Here is a 22,934-nt window from a genome sequence, read left to right on the forward strand (position 1 = left end):
CGCGCGGGCCTCGGCTCAAGCCAGGGCTTCCTGAAGAAGCTCCGCCTCCGCCTCGGCCAGGATCTCGTCCGCGCCTTCGCCGTAGACCCGTTCGCGGCCGATCTCCAGCATCACGGAGACCGACAGCGGCGACACCCGGTCGAGGGCGCGATGGATGATTCGCCCCTGGATGCGCTCTAGCATCACGCCGAGGCGGCGGACGTCGAGGAGTCCGGTTGCCGCATCCTGCCGAGCGGCGGCCAACAGCAGGTGGCCGGGCTCGTGCTTGCGCAGCACGTCGAAGATCAGGTCGGTGGAGATGGTGACCTGTCGCCCGGTCTTCTTCTGGCCGGGGTGGTGGCGCTCGATCAGTCCGGCGATCACGGCGCATTGCCGGAAGGTGCGCTTCATCATCGCCGATTCGTCGAGCCACGCCTCGAGGTCGTCGCCCAGCATGTCCTCCCCGAACAGCTCGGCCATGAAGTCGGGGTCGATGGCCGCCCGCTCCGAGACGTCGCGGGTGGTCCAGATGGCGATGCCGTAATCGTTGGCCGCGAAGCCGAGGGGCCGCAGCCCCGCCCGCTCCAGGCGCCGGGTCAAGAGCATCCCGAGGGTCTGGTGGGCCAAGCGGCCCTCGAAGGGGAAGGTGGTGAGGTAGTGCCGCTTGCCCCGGGGGAAGGTCTCCACCAGCAGGTCGCGCTCGCCGGGCAGAACCGAGCGGCGGCGTTGCTGGAGCAGGTATTCGCCGATGGGTTTCGGCAACCGGTCCCACGTGAAGGGGTCGGCGATGATCGCCCGGACCCGGGCCGCGAGGAAGGTCGAGAGGGGGAACTTCGAACCGGCATAGGAGGGGATCGCCGGGTCGGTGCCCGGCGGCGCACGGGTGACGAGGGCCTCGTCCTCGGCAAGCCCCTCGAAGCGCAGGGTCTCGCCCGCGAACAGGAAGGTGTCGCCGGGCGTCAGGGTGTCGGCGAACTCGTCCTCGATCTCGCCCAGCACCCGCCCGGTCTTCGGCAGCACGGTGCCCGGCTTGCCGCGCAGGGACCGGCCGAGGCGGACCTTGACCCGGGCCGCCTCCACGATGGTGCCGACATTCATGCGGTATTGCTGCGCGGTGCGGGCATCGCGCACCCGCCACAGCCCGTCCGGCCCGCGCAGGATCTTGGCGAACTTCTCGTAGGCCCGCAGCGCGTAGCCGCCGGTCGCCACGTAGTCCACCACCTGCTCGAACTGCTCCCAGGTGAGTGCCGCGTAGGGCGACGCCGAGACGATCTCGTCATAGAGGGCGCCGGCCTCGAAGGCGTCGGCGCAGGCCATGCCGAGGACGTGCTGGGCGAGGACGTCGAGGGCGCCGAGGCGGGCGTCCGGGGTGTCCTGGGCGGCCTCCTCGACGGCATCCAGCGCCGCCTGGCATTCCAGCATCTCGAACCGGTTGCCGGGGACGAGATACGCCTTCGACGGCTCGTCCATCCGGTGGTTGGCCCGGCCGATCCGCTGCATGATCCGGCTCGCCCCCTTCGGCGCGCCGACGTTGACGACGAGATCGACGTCGCCCCAATCGATGCCGAGGTCGAGGGTCGCGGTGCAGACGATGGCCCGCAGGCCGCCCGCCGCCATCGCCGCCTCCACCCGCCGCCGCTGCGCGGCATCGAGGGAGCCGTGGTGGATGGCGATGGGCAGGGTGTCCTCGTTGAGGCGCCACAGCTCCTGGAACGTGTATTCCGCCTGGAGCCGCGTGTTGACGAAGACGAGGGTCGTCCGGTGCTCCTTGATGAGGTCGTAGATCGCCTCCATCGAGTGCCACGCGGTGTGGCCGGAGATCGGCAGCGGACGGCCGAGGTCGAGCATCCGCAGGTCCGCCCTGGCGCCGCCGGCCACCACCACGAGGTCGGCCAGAGCCGAGGCATTCCCTCCCCCCTCTGCGGGGGAGGGTGGCCCCGGACGGGGATCGGGAGAGGGGACCGCGCCATCGGCGGACAAGGCACCCGTCGCGACCTCGTCGGAGACCGCGCTCCCCTCATCCCCCCCCGTAGAGGGGGGCGGGACACGCGGCGCTGTCTGCGGCACGAGATAGCGCCGCAACTCGTCCGGCTCGCGCACCGTGGCGGAGAGGCCGATCGAGACGAGGCCGGGGCTCAGCGTGTGCAGCCGCGCCATCGCCAGGGAGAGGAGGTCGCCCCGCTTCGAGGTGACGAGGGCGTGCAGCTCATCGAGGATCACGCACTTCAAGCCGGAGAACAGCTCCGTCGCCTCCCGGTGGGCGATCAGCAGGGAGAGTTGCTCCGGGGTCGTCAGCAGGATGTCCGGCGGACGGCTGACCTGGCGGGTGCGCTTGTGGGAGGGGGTGTCGCCCGTGCGGGTCTCGACCCGGATGGGGAGGTCCATGCCCGCGATGGGCGCGTCGAGGTTGCGGGCGATGTCGACGGCCAGCGCCTTCAGCGGCGACACGTAGAGGGTGTGCAGCGCCGGCTTCTTCGACCGCGACCCGTCCCGCTCGCTGAGGGAGACGAGGCTCGGCAGGAAGCCGGCCAGGGTCTTGCCGGCCCCGGTGGGCGCCACGAGGAGGGCCGAGCGCCCGGCGCGGACGAGACGCACGAGGTCGAGCTGATGGCTGCGGGGGGCCCAGCCGCGGGATGCGAACCACGCCTGGAAGGCGGGCGGGAGGCCGTCCGCCGGCCGGCTCAGGCGAGGGCCATGAGGAAACGGTCGATCAGCTCCAGGGCGCGCTCGCTCATGGCGCCGGGGTGGCGCACGAAGACGTGGCAGCCGCCGGCATAGATCGCCGTATGGCCGCCGTTGCCCGCCGCCGCCCAGCGGGCCGACATGTAGAGCGTGTCGTCCAGCAGCGGATCGCAGGTGCCGACGGTGAACAGGGCCGGCGGAAGACCCTTGAGGTCGGCGTAGATGGGTGAGACGTCGGGCCGGCGCCGGTCGATGCCCTCGCGCACGTAGCCGTCGGCGAAGCGCGTCAGATCCTCGGTGTTCACCACGAGGCGTTCGGCGCCCCAGTTGCGGACGGAGGGCGTCAGGCCGAGGTCGAAGAAGCCGCCGTTGAGGTTGGCGCCGCGGAAGGCCCGGCCGAGGCCGTGCTTGTCGCGCAGGCGCAGCAGCACCATCGCCGACAAATGCGCGCCCACCGATTCGCCGCCGATGGTGAGGGCGTTCACGCCGAACTCCCGGCGGCCCTCCCGGACGAGCCACAGGGCCGCCGCCTCGCAATCGAGGAGGGCGGCGGGGTAGGGGTGCTCGGGGGCGAGGCGGTACTCCACCGAGAGCGTGACGAAGCCGCAGGTGTCGGCGATCCGCTCCAGCCAGGGATCCTGCTCGTCGGCCGATCCCCAGATCCAGCCGCCCCGGTGGATGTGGAGATAGGCGCCGCGCAGCTTCACGCCCGGCTTCGGGCGGATGCAGCGCAGGCGAAGGGGGCCGCCCGGCCCGTCGATGGTCAGCCATTCGGCCCGGGCGCTGCGCGGCATGGCCGGGGAGGCCTGGGTGCCGGCCCGGCGGCGGGCGCGCACCTCCGCGATCGGCATCGTCCAGGGATCCTCCTGGGCGGCATGCGCGGCGACGATCTCGGCATTGAGACGCTGGGTCTCGGGATCGATCGTCGCCGGGTCGAACAGGGCGTGGTCGATCATTCTCTCGTCTCGGTCGGCCGGCAGCACAGGGGCCGCACATCCGGCATCTTGGCGCGACTCGCCATGCTTGCCATTTGGGGCGCGAGGGTGGAATCCGCCACTGGCGCGGATGTCACCGGCTTCGGGTCAGTGTGGTGTGCCGGCCACGGTTATGCCCGCTTCCCGGACGATGGAAAGGCGCCAGAGCGAGAGAGACGATGCTTCTCGACCACGACCGACGCCATGCCGGCGCCCAACCCGGTGACACCGCCTACGCCGCCTCCCAGGCGGCCCGGCCTTCGACCCTGCGCCGGTTCCTCGGGGGATCGCCCGTGGGCGTCTTCCTGCGGCTGCTGTTCCTCTCCGTCCTCGTCGGCGCCTTCATGTCGATGCTCGGCGTCACGCCGGGCCTGCTGTTCTGGCGGGTGGTCGATTCGGCCCAGGACCTCATCCGCTTCGCGACCACGCAGCTGCACGATCTGACCGCCTGGGTCATCGCGGGCGCCATCGTCGTCGTGCCGCTCTGGCTGATCGCGAGGCTGTTCGCCGTCTCCCGCTGAGGACGAGGCGGCGTCCCGTGCGCCAGCGCACGGACGCCGCCGCAGGACCGGCGGGACGTCTGGGCTTCCGACGCGCGCACGGAATCCCGCCGTGATCCCCTCGACCCCGATGCCCACCGGCCATCGCCGCGTGCTCACGCTCGCGCTGCCGATGACGGTCGCCAACGTCACCACGCCGTTGCTCGGCTTCGTCGGCGCCGCGGTGGTCGGCCGCCTCGGGGATGCGGCGCTCCTCGGGGCGATCTCCCTGGGCGCGGTCATCTTCGACGCGCTGTTCTGGTCCTTCGGCTCCCTGCGCATGGCGACGGCGGGGCTGACGGCGCAGGCCGTCGGGGCAGGGAACACCGCCGAGGTCGACCGGAGCCTCGCCCGCGCACTGGCGGCCGGCGTCACCGCCGGGCTCGCCATCGTGCTGTTGCAATGGCCCATCGGGCAGGCGGCCTTCGCCCTGAGTGGCGCGAGCCCGGCGGTGATCGCCGCGCTGGCGAGCTACTTTTCCATCCGCATCCTCTCCGCCCCCTTCGCCCTGGCGAACTATGCCGTGCTCGGATCGGTGCTCGGGCGGGGCCGCACGGATCTCGGCCTCGTGCTGCAGGTGGCGATCAACCTCATCAACATCGCCCTCACCCTGTCCCTCGTGCTCGGCGCCGACCTCGGCATCGCCGGGGCGGCGCTCTCGGCGCTGGGCGCGGAGGCGGCGGGGCTGGCGCTCGGCCTGTTCGTGGTGGCGCGCCTCGGGTCGCGCCCGTTCCGGGTGCCGCTCTCCGAGATCCGCGACGCCGCCGCCCTGCGCCGGACGCTGAGCGTCAACGCCGACGTGATCCTGCGGACGCTGGCGATCATCGCCGCCATCGTGCTGTTCTCCGCCCTGGGCGCACGGCAGGGGGACGTGATCCTCGCCGCCAACGCGGTGCTGTGGAATCTCTTCCTGATCGGAGGGTTCTTCCTCGACGGCTTCGCCACCGCCGCGGAGACCCTGTGCGGGCAATCGGTGGGCGCCCGGGACGCGCGGGGGTTCCGCGCCGCCGCGTCCCTCAGCCTGCGCTGGTGCCTGGGGTTCGGGCTGGCGGTGGGGCTCGCGGCCCTCACCGGCGGCGCGGCCTTCATCGACTTCGTGACGACCAACGGCCCGGTACGCGAGGCGGCCCGGGCCTACCTGCCCCTGGCCGCCCTGGCCCCCGTCGCGGCGGCGGCGGCCTTCGCCTACGACGGTATCTATGTCGGTGCGACCTGGACGCGGGCGATGCGCAACCTGATGCTGCTCGCCCTGGCGGCCTTCGGCGTGGCCCTGGCCGTGGTGCAGACCCTCGGCCTCGGGAATGCCGGGCTGTGGGTCGCCTTCGTGGTGTTCCTCGCCGCGCGGGGGCTCGGGCAGGCCATCGCCTATCCGGGGCTCGCCCGCCGGACCTTCGCTACCCGCTGACGCGCCCTCAGTGCGGGTCCTTCCAGGCCGTGGCCGACGCCACCGGGGCCGGGCGCGGGATCACGGCCTCGGCCCGGCGCTGCGGCGCGCGCCGGATGGCGGCGACGCGGCGGCGGCGCCGGACATGGCGGCGTCCGCCACGCTCGGTGGAGCTGCCGATCACCCCGCCGATCACCGCCCCGGCGACGGCGCCGATCGGGCCGCCCACCAGCGCCCCGGCGACCGCGCCGGAGCCCACCCCGAGGGTCGTCCGGCTCTGGGCCACCGCCGCCTGCGGCAGGGCGAAGGCGCCCGCGAGGGCGAGCACCGCGAAAGTCCGTCTCATCGAAAGGTCCACAATTTCCAAGCGTTCGCCGCGGCTTGAATCCCGCGACGGTGACGAAAGCACGGCCGTCGCCCGGATCGGTGAGGGTGTCAAACCACCGCTGTTCTCAATCCGGATGTAAATCGCCGATGGCGTGCGCCCGTCCCTGGTTTAGTGTGCGCTGCAACGCGATCACCCGCAGGCGCGATCCGCCCGCGCGAAGATGGCGGCCAGCACAACGAGCGGCCGGAGCGCCGCGAGGGAAGGACCAAGCCGATGGCTACGCTGACCGATCTCCGCCTTCGCCGCAGCGTGCTCTACATGCCCGGCTCCAACCAGCGGGCCCTCGACAAGGCGAAGTCCCTGCCCTGCGACTGCATCATCCTCGATCTGGAGGATGCCGTCGGTCCCGACGAGAAGGAGACCGCCCGGGAGCAGGTCTGTGCGGCGGTCAAGAACGGGGGCTACGGCGAGCGCGAGCTGATCATCCGCGTCAACGCCCCGCAAACCCCCTGGGGCGAGGCGGACCTCCACGCCGCCATAGAGGCGAAGCCCGACGCCATCCTGATGCCGAAGGTCTCCTCGCCCGCCGTGCTGGAGAGCATCGCCGACAGGCTCGAATCGCTCGATGCACCGGAGGGGATCCGCATCTGGGCGATGATCGAGACCCCCGCCTCGATCCTGAACATCCACGACATCGCCAAGGCGAAGCGCGACCCGCGCAACCGGCTGGCCTGCTTCGTCCTCGGCACGAACGACCTCGCGAAGGACAGCTGGGCCAAGATCGTGCCGGGCCGGGCGCCGATGCTGCCCTGGATGATGACGGCCCTGGCCGCCGCCCGCTCCGAGGGCCTGACCATCCTCGACGGCGTGTTCAACGACATCTCCGACGTCGACGGCTGCCGCACCGAGTGCCTGCAGGCCCGCGACCTCGGCTTCGACGGCAAGACCCTGATCCACCCGAGCCAGCTGGAGCCGGCCAACACCTCCTTCGCCCCCACCGAGGAGGAGGTGCGCCGGGCCAAGATGGTGCTCGACGCCTTCGAGAGGCCGGAATACGCCAAGCGCGGCGTCATCAAGCTCGAAGGCCGCCTCTACGAGCGCCAGCACCTCGCCATGAACCGCCGGGCCGTGACCTGGGCGGACGCGATCCGGGCCAAGGGCTTCTGAGGGGGCGGGCCGCCGGGCTCACCCCTCGGCCAGCGCCCGCGCGTCGCGGCCGACGAAGGCGGTCAGGGTGGTGCCGCCCGCGGCGCGGACGCGCTCCGCAAGGCCGCCCTTGATCCGCCCGACCAGGCCCGGCCCTTCGTAGACGAGGGCCGAGTAGAGCTGCACGAGGCTCGCCCCGGCGCGGATCTTCGCCCAGGCGGCCTCGGCCGAATCGACCCCGCCGACCCCCACCAGCGGCATCGCATCGCCGACCCGCAGCCATGCCTGGGCCAGCATCCGTGTCGCCGGCTCGAACAGCGGCCGGCCGGAGAGGCCGCCGGTCTCGCGGGCAAGCGCCGTCTCCCGCAGGCTCGCCGGCCGGTCCACCGTGGTGTTCGAGACCACGAGGGCCTGCACGCCCCGCCGCTTGGCCGTGGCGCAGACGGCGTCCAGGGCGTCCAGCGCCATGTCCGGGGCGATCTTGAGCAGGATCGCCGCCCCGCCACCCGCCTCGTCGCGGGCCGCGACGACCCGCGCCAGGAGCTCGTCGAGGAAGGCCTCCCCCTGCAGGTCGCGCAGGCCGGGCGTGTTGGGCGAGGAGACGTTGACGGTCACGAAGGCGACGTGCGGCACGAGCGCCGCGGTGCAGGCGACGTAGTCCGCCAGCCGGTCGACCGAGTCCTTGTTGGCTCCGATGTTGACGCCGACGAGCCCCGGGCGGCCGGCGCGCGCCCGCAGGCGGGCGGCCACGACGTCGAGCCCCTCGCTGTTGAGGCCGAAGCGGTTGATCACCGCCCGGTCGGCGGGGAGCCGGAACACCCGCGGCTTCGGGTTGCCGGGCTGCGACCGGGGCACGACCCCGCCGACCTCCACGAAACCGAAGCCGAGGCCGAGCAGGGCGTCGGGCACCCGCGCGCCCTTGTCGAACCCGGCCGCGAGCCCGACCGGGTTCGGGAAGCGCCGTCCCATCACCTCCACCGCGAGGCTGGGCTCCTCCGCCGGGGGCGCGCCGCCGGGCAGCGCCGCGAGGGCGCGGATCGTCAGGTCGTGCGCACGCTCGGCATCGAGCCGGTGCAGCAGGGGGCGCACCAGGGGGAAAGCCGCACCGATCATTGCGGGACGAATCCGTTCGGAAGGCTGTGGCGGCCGGCCGGGCCGAGGGGCATGTCCGCGACATCGACCACGGCCGAAAGCGGCAGGTCGCCGTACAGGTGGGGGAACAGGTCCCCGCCCCGCGAGGGCTCGTACCGGAGCGCCGGCCCGAGCCGATCGGCCTCCACGGCCACCAGCAGAAGGTCACGCTGTCCGGCGAAATGGCGGGCGGCGGTCTCCGCGACCTGCGTGGCCGTGGAGAAATGGATGAACCCGTCCGCGAGATCGACCGGAGCCCCCGCGAAACGGCCCGCCTCCTGCGCCTCCCGCCAGAGCTGGCGCGGACAGATCTTGTAGATGAGCGGCATGGCTATGTCCCCGAACTCGCTCGGATAGAGGGCGCACCGTTGTGCGGCAACCGGCGTGGCGAAAGTTGCCAGTCTCCCGGAACCAATGCCGCCGGTCTCGATTGCATTTCCCGTATCATAGTTCTAGTTTCCTAGAACTAGGCTGTGCGTCTCAGCTAAGCCGGCTAACGGATCGCGTCCGGGCCGCCTTCATCGTGGCCGGGGTCGCCGGACCAGTCAGATCAGACTCGGCGGGTCGCATGCTGTCTCACGAACAGATCTGGAACGCCATCGACCGGTTGGCCGAGCGGCACGGGTACTCCGCCTCCGGCCTCGCCCGGCGGGCGGGGCTGGATGCCACCAGCTTCAACCGCTCCAAACGCATCGGGGCCGACGGGCGCAGGCGCTGGCCCTCGACCGAATCGATCTCGAAGGTCCTGGCCGCCACCGGGGCGAGCCTGGACGAGTTCCTCCGCCTGATCGAGGCCAGGGCCGTCCCGGCCAGGACCATGGTGCCGCTGATCGGCCTCACCCAGGCCGGGTCCGGCCGGGTCTTCACCGACGACGGCATGCCGACCGGCGGGCCGGGCTGGGAGGAGATCGAGTTCCCCGATCTCGGCGAGGAGCGGGCCTTCGCCCTGGAGGTGCAGGGCGATTCGATGATGCCCCTGTTCCGGGACGGCGACGTGCTGATCGTTTCGCCCACCGCCAGCGTCCGCAAGGGGGACCGGGTCGTCACCCGGCTGCACGGCGGCGAGGTGCTGGCGAAGGAGCTGCGCCGCCGCACGGCCCGGACGGTGGAGCTCGCCTCCCTCAACCCGGAGCACGAGGACCGGGTGCTGAACGTCGGGGAGATCGCCTGGATGGCCCGCGTCATGTGGGTCCGCCAGTAGCCCGCCACCGCCGGGGGCTCGAAATCGGCGGCCGGCGCGCAATCTTGGCGCGGACGGCCCCTCGGTGGTCGCGGCCGACCGGCCCGACGTTGACGGCATTTTGCGAAGGCGGGGATGGCGCAGGCTGACACGGATCCCGACGCGAGCCCCCTGCCCGATGCCGTCCGCGAGGTGCTGGCCGCCCTGCCTCTGCCGAGCCTCGTCCTCGCCGAGGGCGGGACCATCCTCTGGACCAGCCCGGCCCTGGAAGGCCTGACCGGCCACGACGGCGCCGCGCTGAAGGGCCGGGGCCTCGACATCCTCGCCTTCCCCGGCGGCCCCGGCGCGGACCCGTCCCGGGACGGACCCCAGGAATTCCTGGCGCAGCGGGCCGACGGCGCCACCTTCTGGGCGAACCTGACCCTCGTCCCGCTGCCCGGCGGCGGGCGGCGGATCGGGCAGATCCTCGACGTGACGGCCCGGCACGAGGCCGAGGCGGCGCTGGCCCTCTCCCGCCAGCGCGAGGCGCTCGGCCTGCTCACCAACAGCGTCGCCCACGAGTTCAACAATTTCCTGCAGATCCTCATCGGCTACATCGACGGGCTGAAGCGGCGCCTGGGCGACCGGCAGGAGCCGTTCATCCAGCGGGCGATCTCGCGTTCGGCCGACGCCACCGAGCGCGCCGCGATCCTGACGCGGCAATTGCTCGCCTTTTCCCGCCGCATCGCCCCGGATGTCCGGCCGGTCGATCTCGATGCCCTGCTCGAGGACCTGGGCGGACGCCTCGGCAGCGACCTGCCGCCGGGGGTCAGGATGACGATCGTGACGACGCCGGGCCTTCCCAAGGCGATCACCAACCCGACGCAGATCGAGTTCGCGCTCCGGCACCTCGTGGCCAACGCCTGCGAGGCGATGCCGGACGGGGGCATGCTGACCCTCTCCACCTTCCGCATCGAACCCGGCGACCGGACCCTGCAGAACCCCGCCGCCGGGGCGGTGGGCATCGTGGTGGGCGATACCGGCGAGGGCATGTCGCCGGAGATGCTGACCCGGGCCCTGGCGCCGTTCCAGACCAGCCGGGAGGCGGGCCGCGGGGCGGGCCTCGCCATCGTGCACGGGCTGATGAAGCGGCAGAACAGCACGATCAGCCTCGACAGCGAGCCGGGGGCCGGCACCCGCGTCCGCCTCGTCTTCCCGGCCGCGAGCGAGCGCGTGCTGCACTGATCCCGTTCGACAAAATGTCGATGTGGCGGGTGACGGACTAAAATCCGCGCCCAGCCGTTCCCATGTTACCGCTGGCGGCGTCGTCGCCGGTTCGTCTTCTGAGGCGTTTCATGTCCACTTCACCTTCGCGCAGCCGGCGCAGGGCGGCCCTCCTGGCGCTCGCCGCGGCGCTGACCGTCGCGGCCCCGATCGCCGAGGCCCGGCCCGGCGGCGGCGGATCCATGGGCTCGCGCGGCTCCCGCACCTACACCGCCCCTTCCGCGACGCCCACGGCGCCGGGCGGCGGCATGACCATGCAGCGCAGCCAGACCGCGCCCTCGCTGGGCATGAACAGCCCCGGCATGGCCAATCCCGGCATGCAGCCCTCCGGCCGGCGCTTCGGCGGCGGCTTCTTCGCGGGCCTGCTCGGCGCGGGCCTGCTCGGGGCGCTGTTCGGCAGCAGCTTCTTCGGCGGCCTCGGGGGCCTCGCCTCCATGCTCGGCATGCTGCTCCAGGTCGGCCTTCTGGTCGTCGTGGTGATGCTGGCCCTGCGCTTCTTCCGCCGCCGCAACGAGCCGGCTGCGGCCTCCTATGCCCGCACCGGCCCCGGTGGCCCCAATCCGGGCATGGGGGGGCCCCAGGGGGGGGCGACGGGTGGCTCCGCCGCCGCCCCGATGGGGGCCGCGCCGCGCCAGCCGCAGATGCGGCAGGTGCAGATCGGCCCGAACGACTACCAGGCCTTCGAGAAGCTCCTCGGCGACATCCAGGATGCCTTCTCCCGCGAGGACCGGGTGACCCTGTCGAACCTCACCACGCCGGAGATGGTGGGCTACTTCGATGAGGAGTTGCAGGCCAACGCCGCGCGCGGCGTCGTCAACCGCGTCTCCGACGTCAAGCTCCTGCAGGGCGACCTCGCGGAAGCCTGGGGCGAGGACCGGACGGACTTCGCCACCGTGGCCATGCGTTACTCCCTCAAGGATGTGACGGTGGAGCGGGGCAGCGGTCGCATCGTCGCCAACGGCGATCCCGAGGCCGTCGAGCTCTGGACCTTCCAGCGCCAGCCGGGCCGCGCCTGGGTGCTCTCGGCGATCCAGCAGACCCGCTGAGGCCCCACACCCTGCACCGCAACGGGCCGGCGCTACCCAGCGCCGGCCTTTTTTCGTTGATCGTCCCAGGCGTTGGCGAGGGCGACGAAACCCTCCACCGGGATCTCCTCGGCGCGGGCCGTCTCGACGAGGCCGGTGGCGGCGAGCAGCGGCGCCGGGTCCGGCAGGAGCGCCTTCAGGCTCTGGCGCAGCATCTTGCGGCGCTGGCCGAAGGCCGCCCGCGTCACGGATTCCAGGGCGCCCGCCCGGCAGGGAAGGGGGGTCGCCCGGGGCACCAGCTGCACCACGCTCGATGTCACCTTCGGCGGCGGCACGAAGGCCGAGGGCGCCACGTCGAACAGAATCGACGCCTCCGTCCGCCAGCCGCACAGCACCCCGAGCCGGCCGTAATCGGCGCGCTCCTCCGGCGTGGCGACGATCCGCTCGGCCACCTCCCGCTGGAACATCAGCACGGCGCTGTCCCACCAGGACGGCCACACCTCACCGGAGAGCCACCCGGTCAACAGGGCCGTGCCGACGTTGTAGGGCAAGTTCGCGACGATCCGCGCCTTGCCCTCGCCCACCAGCGGCCGGGGGTCGAAGGCCAGGGCGTCGGCATCCACCACCGCCAGGCGGCCCGGATAGTGGGCGGCGATCTCGGCGAGCGCCGGCAGGGCACGGGGGTCGCGCTCGATCGCCACCACGCGCTTGGCGCCGGCCGCCAGCAGCGCCCGCGTCAATCCGCCCGGGCCCGGCCCGACCTCCACGACGGTGACGTCGTCCAAGGGGCCGGCGGCACGGGCGATCCGCCCGGTGAGGTTGAGGTCGTAGAGGAAGTTCTGGCCGAGGGCCTTCTTGGGCTCCAGGCCGTGGTGGGCCACCACCTCCCGCAGGGGCGGAAGACCATCCGGTGCGCTCACAGCTCGTCCTCGGGGTCGAAATGGCGGGAACCGGTGGCCTGGGGGCGCCCGGCATAGACGTTGGCCGGCGCCGCCTCCCCGTGCCCAGGGCGCGGCACGGAACCCGCGAGCCGCTTGGCGAGGCGGATGGCGGCGATGAGGCTGTCCGGCCGGGCGATGCCCTTGCCCGCGATGTCGAAGGCGGTGCCGTGGTCCGGCGAGGTCCGCACGAAGGGCAGGCCGAGGGTCACGTTGACCCCGTCATCGAAGGCGATGGTCTTGATCGGGATCAGCGCCTGATCGTGGGTGGGTGCCAGGGCGACGTCGTAGGTCGCCCGCGCCCTGGCGTGGAACATCGTGTCGGCGGGCAGGGGGCCGCGGATGTCGATGCCCTCCGCCCGGAGCCGGGCCACCGCGGGGGCGAGCACGTCACGGTCCTCATGGCCCATCGTGCCGGCCTCGCCCGCATGGGGATTGAGGCCCGCCAGCACGAGCCGCGGCGCGGACAGGCCGAACCGCTCCCGGAGGTCGCGGTCGACGATCCGGGCGGTTTCCTCCACCAGCGCCTGGGTGAGCAGGGCGGGCACGTCGCGCAGGGGGACGTGGATCGTCACGGGCACCACCGCGAGGGTCTCGCTCCAGATCATCATCACCGGCCTCGGCGGCGCGACGCCCGGGGGGACGGCCAGCGCGGCCAGGAACTCCGTATGGCCCGGATGGGCGAAGCCCGCCCGCGTCAGCACATGCTTGGCGATGGGGTTGGTGACGACGGCCGCCGCGCGCCCGGCCTGGACGAACCGCACGGCGGCGCTGATCGATTCGATCACCGCGCCGGCATAGCCGCTGTCCGGCACGCCCGGCTCGGCGAACACCGCGGCCCCGCTCGGCAGGGGCACCACCGGCAGCGCCTTCGGAAAGACCTCGGCCGCCGTCTCCGGATCCACCTCGGCCACGGGCACGAAGCGGTCGAGGCGGCTCGCGAGGCGTTCGAGGAAGGCGGGATCGCCGAGCACGAAGAACGGCGGAAGCGGGTTCGGCCCGCCCCGTTCGAGCCAGGCGGCGAGGGCGAGTTCCGGGCCGATCCCGGCCGGGTCTCCGAGGGTGAGGGCGAGGGGAGGCATGGCGCCCTTATACAGCGCCCCGGCCCGCCCGCGCATCACTCTCCCGCATCGTCACCGGGCCGAGGCGATGCCGTCCGCGGTGGTGGCGATGCCGACGTTCTGGCGCAGGTCCGCCTCGCCGAGGGTCTTCAGTTCGAGCCGCAGCAGCACCGTCTGGTTGCGCTCGCGCACACCGGTCGCTGTGGCGATCGGCGAATTGATGTAGTTCAGGGTAACGGTGGTGCACTCGTCCTGATAGCCGCCGCCGAGGCTCGCACCCGCAAAGTAGAAGCGGCCGGGGTTCTCGTAGATCGGCGCCGTCCCCACCGGGTTCACGAAGTAGCTCGACAGCGCATCGCTGTAGTTGTTGCGAACGTCGAGGTAGTGGGTCAGGTCGAGCAGCACCGAGCCCGAGACGAACCAGTTCGGGGTGATGTTGTAGGTGGCCGAGGCGGTCACGCCCTCGCGGTAGTGGCTGTACCCGAGGAGCGGCTGCGCCTCGTAGTAGGAATAGAACAGCGAGGTCGTGAGCGGCACGAACGGGGCGAAGCGGGCGGTCACGCCCGTCTCGAACCGCGACACGTGGAAGTCCGCGTGGTCGAACCGCGCCCGCGAGATGAAGGTGATGTTCTGGTTCGGCGACAGCTGGAAGCGGCCCACATAGTCGGACAGCGTCTTGTCGAGGCCGGATTCGATGCCGGTATTGGCGAGGTCGCCCCGGCGGAACGAGTTCACCCCCGCCAGCTGGATCGACTCGCCGAACATGACGTTCGCGTACCAGCCCGAGGGCGTGACGACCGAGTACTGGCCGCCGAGGTTGGTGCGCACGCCGCCCTCGACACGGTCGTAGCCCGAGAACTTGTCCCATTCGAACAGGGACGTGTCGTCGAAGACGAGGCTCTGCGCATCCTCGTTCGGCAGGCGGCCGATCTTGGTCTCGGACGGGCGCAGCAGGAGCTGCCCGATGGGCTCGATGGTGTGGACGCCGAGCCCACCGAAATTGGCGACGAAGGGGTAGCGGTAGTCGAGGCCGACGGTGGGCATGATGCGCCCCGACACGCCGTCGTCGATCCGCGCCACCGAGGGGGCGAGGTCGTTCTGGTAGCCCGAGAGGTTCGGGTTCACGAAGAACGTGTCGGCCCGCAGCGACGCGAAGGGCGTGAACTTCTGCCCGTAATCGTCGATGAAGCTGCGGCGCCACGTCAGCTGCGCCGAGGCGCGGGTATCCTGCCCCGCCAGACCCTGGATCAGGCAGGCGCCCCGGGCGAAGACCGCGCAGGTCTGGTAGAGCGGGAAGCTGACGCCGTTCACGCTCGGCGAGAACAGGTACGTCGTGGTCCGCGGCAGGCCCTGGTACTGGGTCACGTCGCGGTTGAGGCTGGTGATGTTGGCCTGGAAGCGCAGCTCCCCGCCGATCTCGGACGGGCCGTTGACCCGCTTGTCGTAGTCGATCACCGGGGCGACGATCGGCTGCTGCTTCTGCCAGTCGAAGCTCGACAGGCCCTTGAAGTAGTACGCCCGGGCATCGAACCACGAGCGGTCGCCCTGGCCGGTCAGGTAGGCGGTGGAGACCGCCTCGCGGAAGAAGTCGGTGGTGATCGACTGGTTGCGGATGCGGTAGTTGTCGAGGAACCACTTGTCGGTGACGCCGACGAGGTCCCAGCCGGTCCGCCAGCGCTCGTTGATGTAGAACCGGCCCTGGCTCTCCACCGATCCGCGGAAGTCGCGCTCGCCCGCGCCGAGCGGGCTCGGCAGGAAGGCCGAGGGCGTGGTCTGCGAGATGCCCGACAGGCGCAGCGAGTAGAAGCCGTTGTCCAGGCGGTGCCGGAACTCGGCCTGCCCCAGCACCCCCTGCCGGCTGAGCAAGGTCGGCGTCAGGGTCAGGTCGTAGTTCGGCGCGAAGTTGATGAAGTACGGCAGGGACACGCCCTTGCCGAGGGCCGTGGTCGAGATGAACCGGGGCGTGAGGAAGCCGGTCTTGCGCTTCTCGGTGGGGTCCGGCGCCTCGAAATAGGGAAGGTAGACCACCGGGATGCCGGCGATCTCGAGGGTCGACTCCTCGAAGTAGATCGTGTGGGTCTCGTTGTTGTGGATGATCTTCTGCGCCCGGATCTGCCACAGGGGTGGCTTCTCCGGGGAGTCCTTGCACGGCTCGCAGGCGGTGTAGCTGCCGTACTCGAAGGAGGTCTGCTCGCCGTTCACCCGCTCGCCGCGGGGCGCCGAGAAGCGCACCCGGACGGTCTCGTTCTTGCGCTCGACGGATTGCTGGACCCGCAGGGTATCCACGAAGCCGGTCTTGAAGTCGTCGGTGAGCTCCATGCGCTCGCCGGTGACGACCCCGCCATCCGACTCGGTCAGGCGGACGTTGCCCTCGGCGAAGACGCGGCCGGTGCCGCGGTCGTAGCGCACCCGGTCGGCCTGCAGCGTCCGCGGGCCGTAGTGCAGTTCCGCGTTGCCGCGGGCGGTCACGGTGTTGTGGTCGTTGTCGTAGACGAGCTCGTTCGCCTCGACGAGCAGCTTCGCGCCCGGTTTCGCGGACGGCGTGGGCACGCCCTGAGCGTGCCCGTCAGAGACGGGCAGCACGGCGACCGTCAGAGCCGCCGCCAGCCCGGCGCTCCAAAGGATGTCGGCGACCTTACGCAACGCCAGTCCCAACCCCGGTGACGACTTCCGCCACGACTCTCACACTCGTCTCCCGGCCCGCGCGGGCCGCAGGCATCAGCCGTCCTCTTGGTACAGAAGCGCGAGCGTACCGAGAAGACTCCCAACCACTGCCGGGAACCAGGCAGCCACAGGTGTTGCAACCAAACCCGAGGCGCCGAGCCCTTCCATGACCTGGCGCACGACGTAGAGCGTGAACCCTGCCGCGACGCCTCCGAGGACGAGTTTTCCAACTCCACCAAAGCGGAAGAACCGTAACGAAACGGTTGCAGCCACCATGACCATCGCCACGAACAGAATCGGCCTTGCCCACAGCACATCGTACTGCAGCCGGTACCGGGTCGCATCCAGGCCCGCCCGCTCCGTCTGTGCGATGGTGGCGGGCAGTTGCCAGAAGGGCACAGATTCGGGGCTGGTGAAGCGCTGGCGCACCCGCTCGGGCTCGAGGTTCGAGGCGATGAGGTAGGTACCGAAGGTCTCCGGCGGCTGGTCCGGCCGCAGCACCCGGGCGTCGGTCAGCTCCCAGAACCCGTCGTGCAGGCTCGCCCGGGCCGCGACGATCTGCGACTGGAATTCCCCGCGCTCGTCGAAGGTGAAGACCCCGACGCCGGCCAGCGTCGTGGTGCCCTCGATCGCCGTCTCGGCCCGGATGATCGCCTCGCCATCCAGCCCCTTCTGGCGCAGCCACAGGTCCTTGCCGGATGCGGCCTTGGTGGAGCGGGCGAAGATCTTCGCCTCGATTTCGGTGGAGCGCTGCTTCAGCATCGCCGAGACGGGGTTGTAGACGCCCACCGCCACCGCCCCGAGGGCCAGGGCCACGAACAGCCCCGGCTGGAGGAACTGCCAGGCCGAGATGCCGGCGGCCCGGGCGACCACCAGTTCCAGCTTTCGCGACAGCTGCAGCAGCGAGGCCATGGAGCCGAACAGCACGGCGAAGGGCAGGACGCCCTCCGCCACGGTGGGCGTGCGGTAGAGGGAGAGCTGCGCCATCAGCCCCGTCGAGGCCCCCTGCGATTCACCCGCCCGGCGCAGGAGCTCCACGAAGTCGAGGGTGTAGACCAGGGCGAAGACGGTGATGAAGACGCCGAGGACCGTGCGGGCGAACCGCGCGGCGAAGTAGCGTCCGAGGGTGGGTCCGATCAGCATCGTGTGGCGCTACTGGGCCGGTGCGAGGCGGGGAGGGCGCAGGCGCCCGCGGATGAGGCGGGCGAGCCCGGCATTGAAGGCGCGGACCCGCGTTCCCTGGAAGATCAGCAGGCTCGACAGGACGATCGCCAGGAGCGGCACGCCGTAGACCGCCGCCACCGCCCCGGAACTCCGCGCCGCCGCGCTCACCGCGGCGAAGCCCGCGATGCGCAGGGCGACCACGGCGATGATCGCCCCGGCGACGGCCAGGCCCCGGCCCTGGCGGGTGGTGCGCGGATCGCCCAGCGCCGCGAAGGCGATGAACGCCAGGGCCAGCGGATAGAGGGCGGCGGAGAGACGGTCGTGCAGCTCGGCCCGGAACCGCCCCTTCTGCAGCTGGTAGTAGGCCTCGCTCCGGTCGGGGAACAGGAGCTGCGCCGTCGAGCGCTCCCGGGGCTTGTAGATCGTGTCGGAATCCGGCGGCGCGAAGGCGGCGAGGTCGATCGTGTAGCGGTCGAACTTCAGGATCGAGGAATCGCGGCTGTCCTTCTGCTGCTGCAGCACGGTGCCGTGTTCGAGGATCAGGTAGCTCTGCCCGTCGACATCGACGGCGTTGCCCCGGTCGGCGAGGTAAACCTTGGTCTTCCCGGCCTCGCGCCGGTCCTGGATGAACAACCCTTCGAGGACGCCCCCCGGCCCGCGTTGGCGGAAATGGAAGGTGATGCCGTTGTCGAGCTGGGTGAACTGGCCTTCCTTGACCACGTTGGCGATGAAGTCGCCGCGCACGCGGGTGATGACGTCGCGCAGCTCCTGGAAGCTCGCGGGCATCACCACGATCACCACCACGCCCACGAGGAAGCTGACGCTGAGCGCGAGCGTCACGAACGGCCGCAGGAGCGAGCGCGGCGGCATCCCCGCCGCCGACATCACGATCAGCTCGGAATCGCCGTTGAGCTTGTTGAGGGCGTAGACCGTCCCGATGAACAGGGCGACGGGGGCGATCACCACCACCAGCGTCGGCAGCGACAGGGCGGTGACGAAGAGGAAGACGAGCAGAGTCTGCCCCTTGGCGGTCACGAGGTCGAGCTCGCGCAGCGCCTGCGTGACCCAGATCGTCCCGGTCAAGCCGACGAGGCAGGCGAGCGTCCCGCCCGCGGCGATCCGGAAGATGTAGCGTTCGACCTGCCTCATCGTCCCAGCGGCCCGCTCCGGCGTTGCGTCCCCCGCCCGGCATGACCCGACAACTGGGGCGATTCCAGGGCTCTCGCGCCGCGTTGCGTTCTGCGTCTCAACGGCTACACAGGTCGGATTGCGAAGCGCGGCCGGCGTTCCACGGCGGCGGCGGTGGGATGGCGGGAAGCATGACGGACAAGATCGACATCGCCTTCGGGCCCCTGGGGCAGGCGGGCCAGGGCGACCTCGTGGTGTTCATGGGCGATGATTTGGCCCTCGGCGCCCCGGCCAGGGACGCCCTCGGCGGCGCAGGCGCCGACCTCGTCGCCAAGGCGGCGGCCTCCGAGAAGTTCAAGGGCCGCTCTCTCTCGGCGATGGTGCTGCCGGCGCCCGCGGGCCTTCCCATCGACCGCCTCGTGGTGGTCGGGCTCGGCAGCAACACCGACCGGGGCAAGCTCGACTGGCCGGTGCTCGGCGGCTTCACCGCCTCGAAGGTCTCCGGCCGGACGGCGCGGATCGTCCTCGACCTGCCGGGCGTCGCCACCGGCCCCGAGCAGGCCGCCGCCTTCGCCCTCGGGGCCCGCCTGCGGACCTACACCTTCGACCGCTACAAGACGAAGAAGAAGCCCGACGCCGAGGACAAGGCCGGCACCAGCCTGACGATCCTCGCCGCCGACCACGCCGCCGCCGCCCGCGAGGACGAGGGTGCGCGCAGCCTCGCCGAGAGCGTCATCCTCGCCCGGGACCTCGTCAACGAGCCGCCGAACGTCCTCTACCCGGAAGAGTTCGCCCGCCGGGCCGGGGAGCTGACGAAGCTCGGCGTCGAGGTGGAGATCCTGGAGCCGGCGCGGATGCGCGACCTCGGCATGGGGGCCCTCCTCGCCGTGGCGCAGGGCTCGGTGCGCGAGCCCCGCGTCGTGGTCATGCGCTGGAACGGCGGCACGGCCGGCGAGGCGCCCGTCGCCCTGATCGGCAAGGGCGTGATCTTCGATTCGGGCGGCGTCTCCATCAAGCCGGGCGGCGGCATGGAGGACATGAAGGGCGACATGGGCGGCGCCGCCGCCGTGGTCGGGGCGATGCGCGCCCTCGCCGCGCGCAAGGCGCGCTGCAACGTGGTCGGCGCCATCGGCATCGTGGAGAACATGCCGGACGGCGGCGCCTACCGCCCCTCCGACATCCTGACCTCCATGTCGGGCCAGACCATCGAGGTGATCAACACCGACGCCGAGGGCCGCCTCGTCCTCGCCGACGTCATCACCCACGTCGTCCGCTCGGCGAAGCCCAAGGCGATGATCGACCTCGCCACCCTCACGGGGGCGATCATCGTCGCCCTGGGCCAGGACATCGCCGGGATGTTCTCCAACGACGACGGCCTCGCCGAGAAGATCCGCGCGGCCGGCGAGGCGACGGGCGAGGCGGTGTGGCGGATGCCGCTGATCCCCGCCTACGACAAGGCGATCGATTCCAAGTTCGCCGACATGAAGAACACCGGCGGCCGTCACGGCGGCGCGGCGACGGCGGCCTCGTTCATCAAGCGCTACGTCGAGGACGTGCCGTGGGCCCACCTCGACATCGCCGGCGTGGCGATGTCCTCCAACGCCAGCGAGATCAACCGCAGCTGGGGGGCGGGCTGGGGCGTCCGCCTCCTCGACCGGCTGATCCGGGACAATTACGAGGCGCACTGACGCGCCGTCGGAGCGAGACCCGTGGCGAGCGACGCTTTCCTCGACGTCATCGGGTCGCGCGACGCCCCCGTCCGGCCCCCTTCCTCCGCGGGGGGGCGGGCGTGGGTCACCCCCCTTCGCGAGGCGCTCGTCCCCGTCCTCGCGATGCTCCTGGCTCTGGCGGCCTTCGCCGCAGGGGGCCTGAGCCGCCGCATGGCCCTGCCCGAGGGGTTGGAGCCCTATGCCTACGGCTTCTTCCTCGACCGCTATCCCCTCTTCGTCTTCGCCCTCATCTTCGCGGCGGCACGGATCGTGGCGGCGGCGGCGGCCGCCGGTCCGGGGGGGGCGGCACGGCGGGTCGCCTTCGCGCTCCTCGGACTCGCCGTCCTCGGCCTGGCGGGGCTCTACCCGACCTTCGGGGGCCTGATCCTGCGGGGCGGATACGCCACCGGCAGCATGGCCTTCCTCACCGGCCAGCCCCTCTGGCTCGCCTACGCCCTCGGGGCGAGCGTCCCGGCCCTCATGGTCGGCGGCATCGTCGGCGCATCCATCCTCGCCGCGAACCGGCCGCTCCGTCCGCGGCTGCGGCGGATCGGGTGGGGCGCCCTGTCCTTCCTGTGTCTGTGGTTCGGCGCCGGTCTGATCGGCCTCGGCCACGAGGTCGGCTTCGGCGCGTGGCCGGCCCGGGCGATGCGGCCCGGCGAGGCGGGCCTCGCGGCCGTCCTCCTGCTCGTCGCAGCGGCGCCGTACAGCCTCCTGATCGCGTTACGCAGGCGCCGCGCGAGCGCGTGAGGCAGCCTTGCGCGCTCTCCGCGCATCGCCCACAGTCCGAGCCGGGGGGCGGGATCGGCGGCCATCAGAGCCGCACCTGCGGAGGAAACGCTATGCACGCCAGCGTGACGATGGACCGCGACGCGGCCAGCGCGCAGGACCGCGCGACCGCGCGGCCATGGCTTTCCGCCTATCCGCCGGGCATGCCGGCCGACATCGCCGTCGCCGACCTTCGCACCCTCTCGGACCTCTACACCCACAGCATCGCCGCCTTCGCGGACAGGCTGGCGGCCACCTGCTTCGGCTCCGACCTCTCCTACGCCGATCTCGGCCGACAGGCCCGGGCGCTCGCCGCCTCCCTCCAGGCGGACGGGGTCGGCAAGGGCGACCGGGTGGCGATCATGCTGCCCAACATCCCGTCCTACATGGTCTCGATCGTCGCCGTGCATCTGGCCGGGGCGGTCGTGGTCAACGTCAACCCGCTCTACACGAGCCGCGAGATGGCGGCACAGATCGGTGATTCCGGCGCGCGGGTGCTGATCGTCCTCGAGAATTTCGCGCATACGGTCGCCGGCGCGTTGGGCGAGATCGACCTGCGCCGGGTCATCGTCGCCGGCCCCGGCGACGGCTTGGGCGCGAAGGGTCAGGCGATCAACCTTGCGAGCCGCCACCTGCGCAAGGCGGTGCCGCCCTTCACGCTGCCCCCTGGGCTCGCCGTCCGCTTCGCCGCCGCCCTGAAGACGCGCGCGCCGCTGCGCCCGGTCCCGGTCGCTCCGGACGACCTCGCCTTCCTGCAATATACCGGCGGCACGACGGGCGTCGCCAAGGCGGCGATGCTCACACACCGCAACGTGGCGGCCAATGTCGAGCAATGCGTCACGTGGTTCGACGCGACGGATACGGGGCGGCGCCGGATCACCGTCACGGCCCTGCCGCTCTACCATATCTTCGCACTCACGGCCTGTTTCCTGTTCTCGGTCCGGACCGGCGGCAGCTGCCTGCTGATCCCCAACCCGCGCGACTGCGACGGCTTCGTGAAGACACTCTCCCGCGTGCGGTTCACCGGGCTGGCGGGGGTCAACACCCTGTTCAACATGCTCGTGAACCACCCGAAGATCGGCACGGTGGACTTCTCCGCCCTCGATTTCGTCATCGGCGGGGGCACCGCCGTCCAGAGCGCCGTCGCGGCGCGGTGGAAGGCCCTGACCGGACACGCCATCGTGGAGGGCTACGGCCTGTCGGAGACCTCCCCGGTGCTGTGCGCCAACCTGCGCACGCTGCCGGATTTCAGCGGGACGATTGGCTATCCCTTGCCCTCGACCCTGGTCTCGATCCGGGATGCCGAGAACCGTCCCGTCCCGCCGGGCGAGCGTGGGGAGCTCTGCGCGAAGGGCCCCCAGGTGATGCCCGGCTACTGGAACCGGGCGGACGAGACCGCGCAGGTGATGACGGCGGACGGCTATTTCCGCACGGGCGACGTGGCCGTGATGGATGCGGCCGGGCAGGTCCGGATCGTCGACCGGTTGAAGGACATGATCCTGGTCTCAGGGTTCAACGTCTACCCGAACGAGGTCGAGGATGTGATCGCCTCCCATCCGGGCGTCCTCGAATGCGCGGTGGTCGGCACGCCCCACGCCGAGACCGGCGAGATGGTGGTGGCCCATGTGGTGCTGAAGGATGCGAGCGTCAGCGCCGACGCCCTGCGGGCCTACGCCCGCACGCAGCTCACCGGCTACAAGGTGCCGAAGGCCGTGGTACTGCACGAGGCCCTGCCGAAGACCAATGTCGGGAAGGTGCTCCGCCGCGTCCTGCGCGACGAGGCCCCGCCCCCCGAGGGCGCGACGTAACCCCACGGGGCCCCTCGCCGAATGGTGAGGCGGACCGGCTTGCCCATCCAGCGATCCGGTCCG

19 protein-coding genes are annotated in these 22,934 nt (G+C 71.6%); 9 read left to right on the forward strand and 10 right to left on the reverse strand.

Going from position 1 to position 22,934, the window contains the following annotated elements; translation table 11 throughout:
* Window positions 1–15: 15 nt before the first annotated feature.
* Window positions 16–2,664: a ligase-associated DNA damage response DEXH box helicase gene (locus MKK53_RS25100; RefSeq protein ID WP_243931891.1), complete on the reverse strand. Its 2,649-nt coding sequence runs from the start codon at window positions 2,662–2,664 to the stop codon at window positions 16–18.
* A complete protein-coding gene (locus MKK53_RS25105) occupies window positions 2,661–3,617 on the reverse strand; it encodes an alpha/beta hydrolase (RefSeq protein WP_243931753.1) in 957 nt (318 codons plus the stop codon). Before MKK53_RS25105 ends, MKK53_RS25100 begins: the two co-directional genes overlap by 4 nt.
* A 197-nt stretch (window positions 3,618–3,814) precedes the next feature.
* On the opposite strand from MKK53_RS25105, the gene MKK53_RS25110 reads away from it, so the two are divergent.
* A complete protein-coding gene (locus tag MKK53_RS25110) occupies window positions 3,815–4,156 on the forward strand; it encodes a DUF6460 domain-containing protein (RefSeq protein WP_243931755.1) in 342 nt (113 codons plus the stop codon).
* Window positions 4,157–4,265: 109 nt separating this feature from the next.
* On the forward strand, window positions 4,266–5,579 hold the full coding sequence (locus MKK53_RS25115; protein ID WP_243931893.1) for an MATE family efflux transporter: 1,314 nt from the start codon (window positions 4,266–4,268) through the stop codon (window positions 5,577–5,579).
* A 7-nt stretch (window positions 5,580–5,586) separates the two neighbouring features.
* Here MKK53_RS25115 and MKK53_RS25120 read toward each other — a convergent pair whose 3' ends face one another.
* Window positions 5,587–5,904, reverse strand: a complete 318-nt coding sequence (locus MKK53_RS25120) for a hypothetical protein (protein ID WP_243931757.1) — start codon at window positions 5,902–5,904, stop codon at window positions 5,587–5,589.
* Window positions 5,905–6,159: 255 nt separating this feature from the next.
* Between MKK53_RS25120 and MKK53_RS25125 the strand changes: the two genes are divergently transcribed.
* Complete coding sequence (locus tag MKK53_RS25125) at window positions 6,160–7,053, forward strand: HpcH/HpaI aldolase/citrate lyase family protein (RefSeq protein WP_243931759.1); 894 nt, start codon at window positions 6,160–6,162, stop codon at window positions 7,051–7,053.
* 18 nt (window positions 7,054–7,071) lie between these two features.
* Here the strand turns inward: MKK53_RS25125 and MKK53_RS25130 are convergent, their stop codons facing one another.
* Window positions 7,072–8,145, reverse strand: coding sequence for a quinone-dependent dihydroorotate dehydrogenase (locus tag MKK53_RS25130; protein WP_243931761.1), 1,074 nt, complete (start codon window positions 8,143–8,145; stop codon window positions 7,072–7,074).
* Window positions 8,142–8,492, reverse strand: a complete 351-nt coding sequence (locus tag MKK53_RS25135) for a DUF952 domain-containing protein (protein ID WP_243931763.1) — start codon at window positions 8,490–8,492, stop codon at window positions 8,142–8,144. The genes MKK53_RS25130 and MKK53_RS25135 overlap by 4 nt, the downstream gene beginning before the upstream one ends.
* A gap of 239 nt (window positions 8,493–8,731) precedes the next feature.
* Between MKK53_RS25135 and MKK53_RS25140 the strand changes: the two genes are divergently transcribed.
* The 3 genes from MKK53_RS25140 to MKK53_RS25150 all read left to right on the forward strand — a co-directional run bounded on the left by MKK53_RS25140 (window position 8,732) and on the right by MKK53_RS25150 (window position 11,652).
* Entirely contained in the window at window positions 8,732–9,364 is a 633-nt protein-coding gene (locus MKK53_RS25140; protein WP_243931765.1) for a helix-turn-helix transcriptional regulator, read from the forward strand.
* Between the two features lie 114 nt (window positions 9,365–9,478).
* The gene (locus tag MKK53_RS25145) at window positions 9,479–10,567 is read left to right on the forward strand and encodes a two-component system sensor histidine kinase NtrB (RefSeq protein ID WP_243931767.1); all 1,089 of its coding nucleotides are present in this window, start codon (window positions 9,479–9,481) and stop codon (window positions 10,565–10,567) included.
* 110 nt (window positions 10,568–10,677) lie between these two features.
* A complete protein-coding gene (locus tag MKK53_RS25150) occupies window positions 10,678–11,652 on the forward strand; it encodes a TIM44-like domain-containing protein (RefSeq protein WP_243931769.1) in 975 nt (324 codons plus the stop codon).
* A gap of 32 nt (window positions 11,653–11,684) precedes the next feature.
* Here the strand turns inward: MKK53_RS25150 and rsmA are convergent, their stop codons facing one another.
* From rsmA to lptF, 5 genes are all read right to left on the reverse strand, one after another.
* Window positions 11,685–12,551: a 16S rRNA (adenine(1518)-N(6)/adenine(1519)-N(6))-dimethyltransferase RsmA gene (gene rsmA / locus MKK53_RS25155; RefSeq protein ID WP_243931771.1), complete on the reverse strand. Its 867-nt coding sequence runs from the start codon at window positions 12,549–12,551 to the stop codon at window positions 11,685–11,687.
* Window positions 12,548–13,651 (reverse strand): 4-hydroxythreonine-4-phosphate dehydrogenase PdxA, encoded by a 1,104-nt coding sequence (gene pdxA / locus MKK53_RS25160; protein ID WP_243931895.1) that lies wholly within the window; start codon window positions 13,649–13,651, stop codon window positions 12,548–12,550. Before pdxA ends, rsmA begins: the two co-directional genes overlap by 4 nt.
* A 51-nt stretch (window positions 13,652–13,702) precedes the next feature.
* Entirely contained in the window at window positions 13,703–16,273 is a 2,571-nt protein-coding gene (locus MKK53_RS25165; RefSeq protein ID WP_243931774.1) for an LPS-assembly protein LptD, read from the reverse strand.
* A gap of 75 nt (window positions 16,274–16,348) precedes the next feature.
* Window positions 16,349–17,437, reverse strand: a complete 1,089-nt coding sequence (gene lptG, locus MKK53_RS25170) for an LPS export ABC transporter permease LptG (protein WP_243931776.1) — start codon at window positions 17,435–17,437, stop codon at window positions 16,349–16,351.
* A 9-nt stretch (window positions 17,438–17,446) separates the two neighbouring features.
* Complete coding sequence (lptF, locus tag MKK53_RS25175) at window positions 17,447–18,607, reverse strand: LPS export ABC transporter permease LptF (RefSeq protein WP_243931778.1); 1,161 nt, start codon at window positions 18,605–18,607, stop codon at window positions 17,447–17,449.
* Between the two features lie 170 nt (window positions 18,608–18,777).
* On the opposite strand from lptF, the gene MKK53_RS25180 reads away from it, so the two are divergent.
* From MKK53_RS25180 to MKK53_RS25190, 3 genes are all read left to right on the forward strand, one after another.
* Window positions 18,778–20,274, forward strand: coding sequence for a leucyl aminopeptidase (locus MKK53_RS25180; protein WP_243931780.1), 1,497 nt, complete (start codon window positions 18,778–18,780; stop codon window positions 20,272–20,274).
* A 21-nt stretch (window positions 20,275–20,295) separates the two neighbouring features.
* Window positions 20,296–21,045, forward strand: coding sequence for a hypothetical protein (locus MKK53_RS25185; RefSeq protein ID WP_243931782.1), 750 nt, complete (start codon window positions 20,296–20,298; stop codon window positions 21,043–21,045).
* Between the two features lie 92 nt (window positions 21,046–21,137).
* Window positions 21,138–22,871 (forward strand): AMP-binding protein, encoded by a 1,734-nt coding sequence (locus tag MKK53_RS25190; protein ID WP_243931784.1) that lies wholly within the window; start codon window positions 21,138–21,140, stop codon window positions 22,869–22,871.
* Window positions 22,872–22,934 lie beyond the last annotated feature (63 nt).

The sequence above is a fragment of the Methylobacterium sp. J-076 genome, assembly GCF_022829405.1.
In the GTDB taxonomy this organism is placed as follows: Bacteria; Pseudomonadota; Alphaproteobacteria; order Rhizobiales; family Beijerinckiaceae; genus Methylobacterium.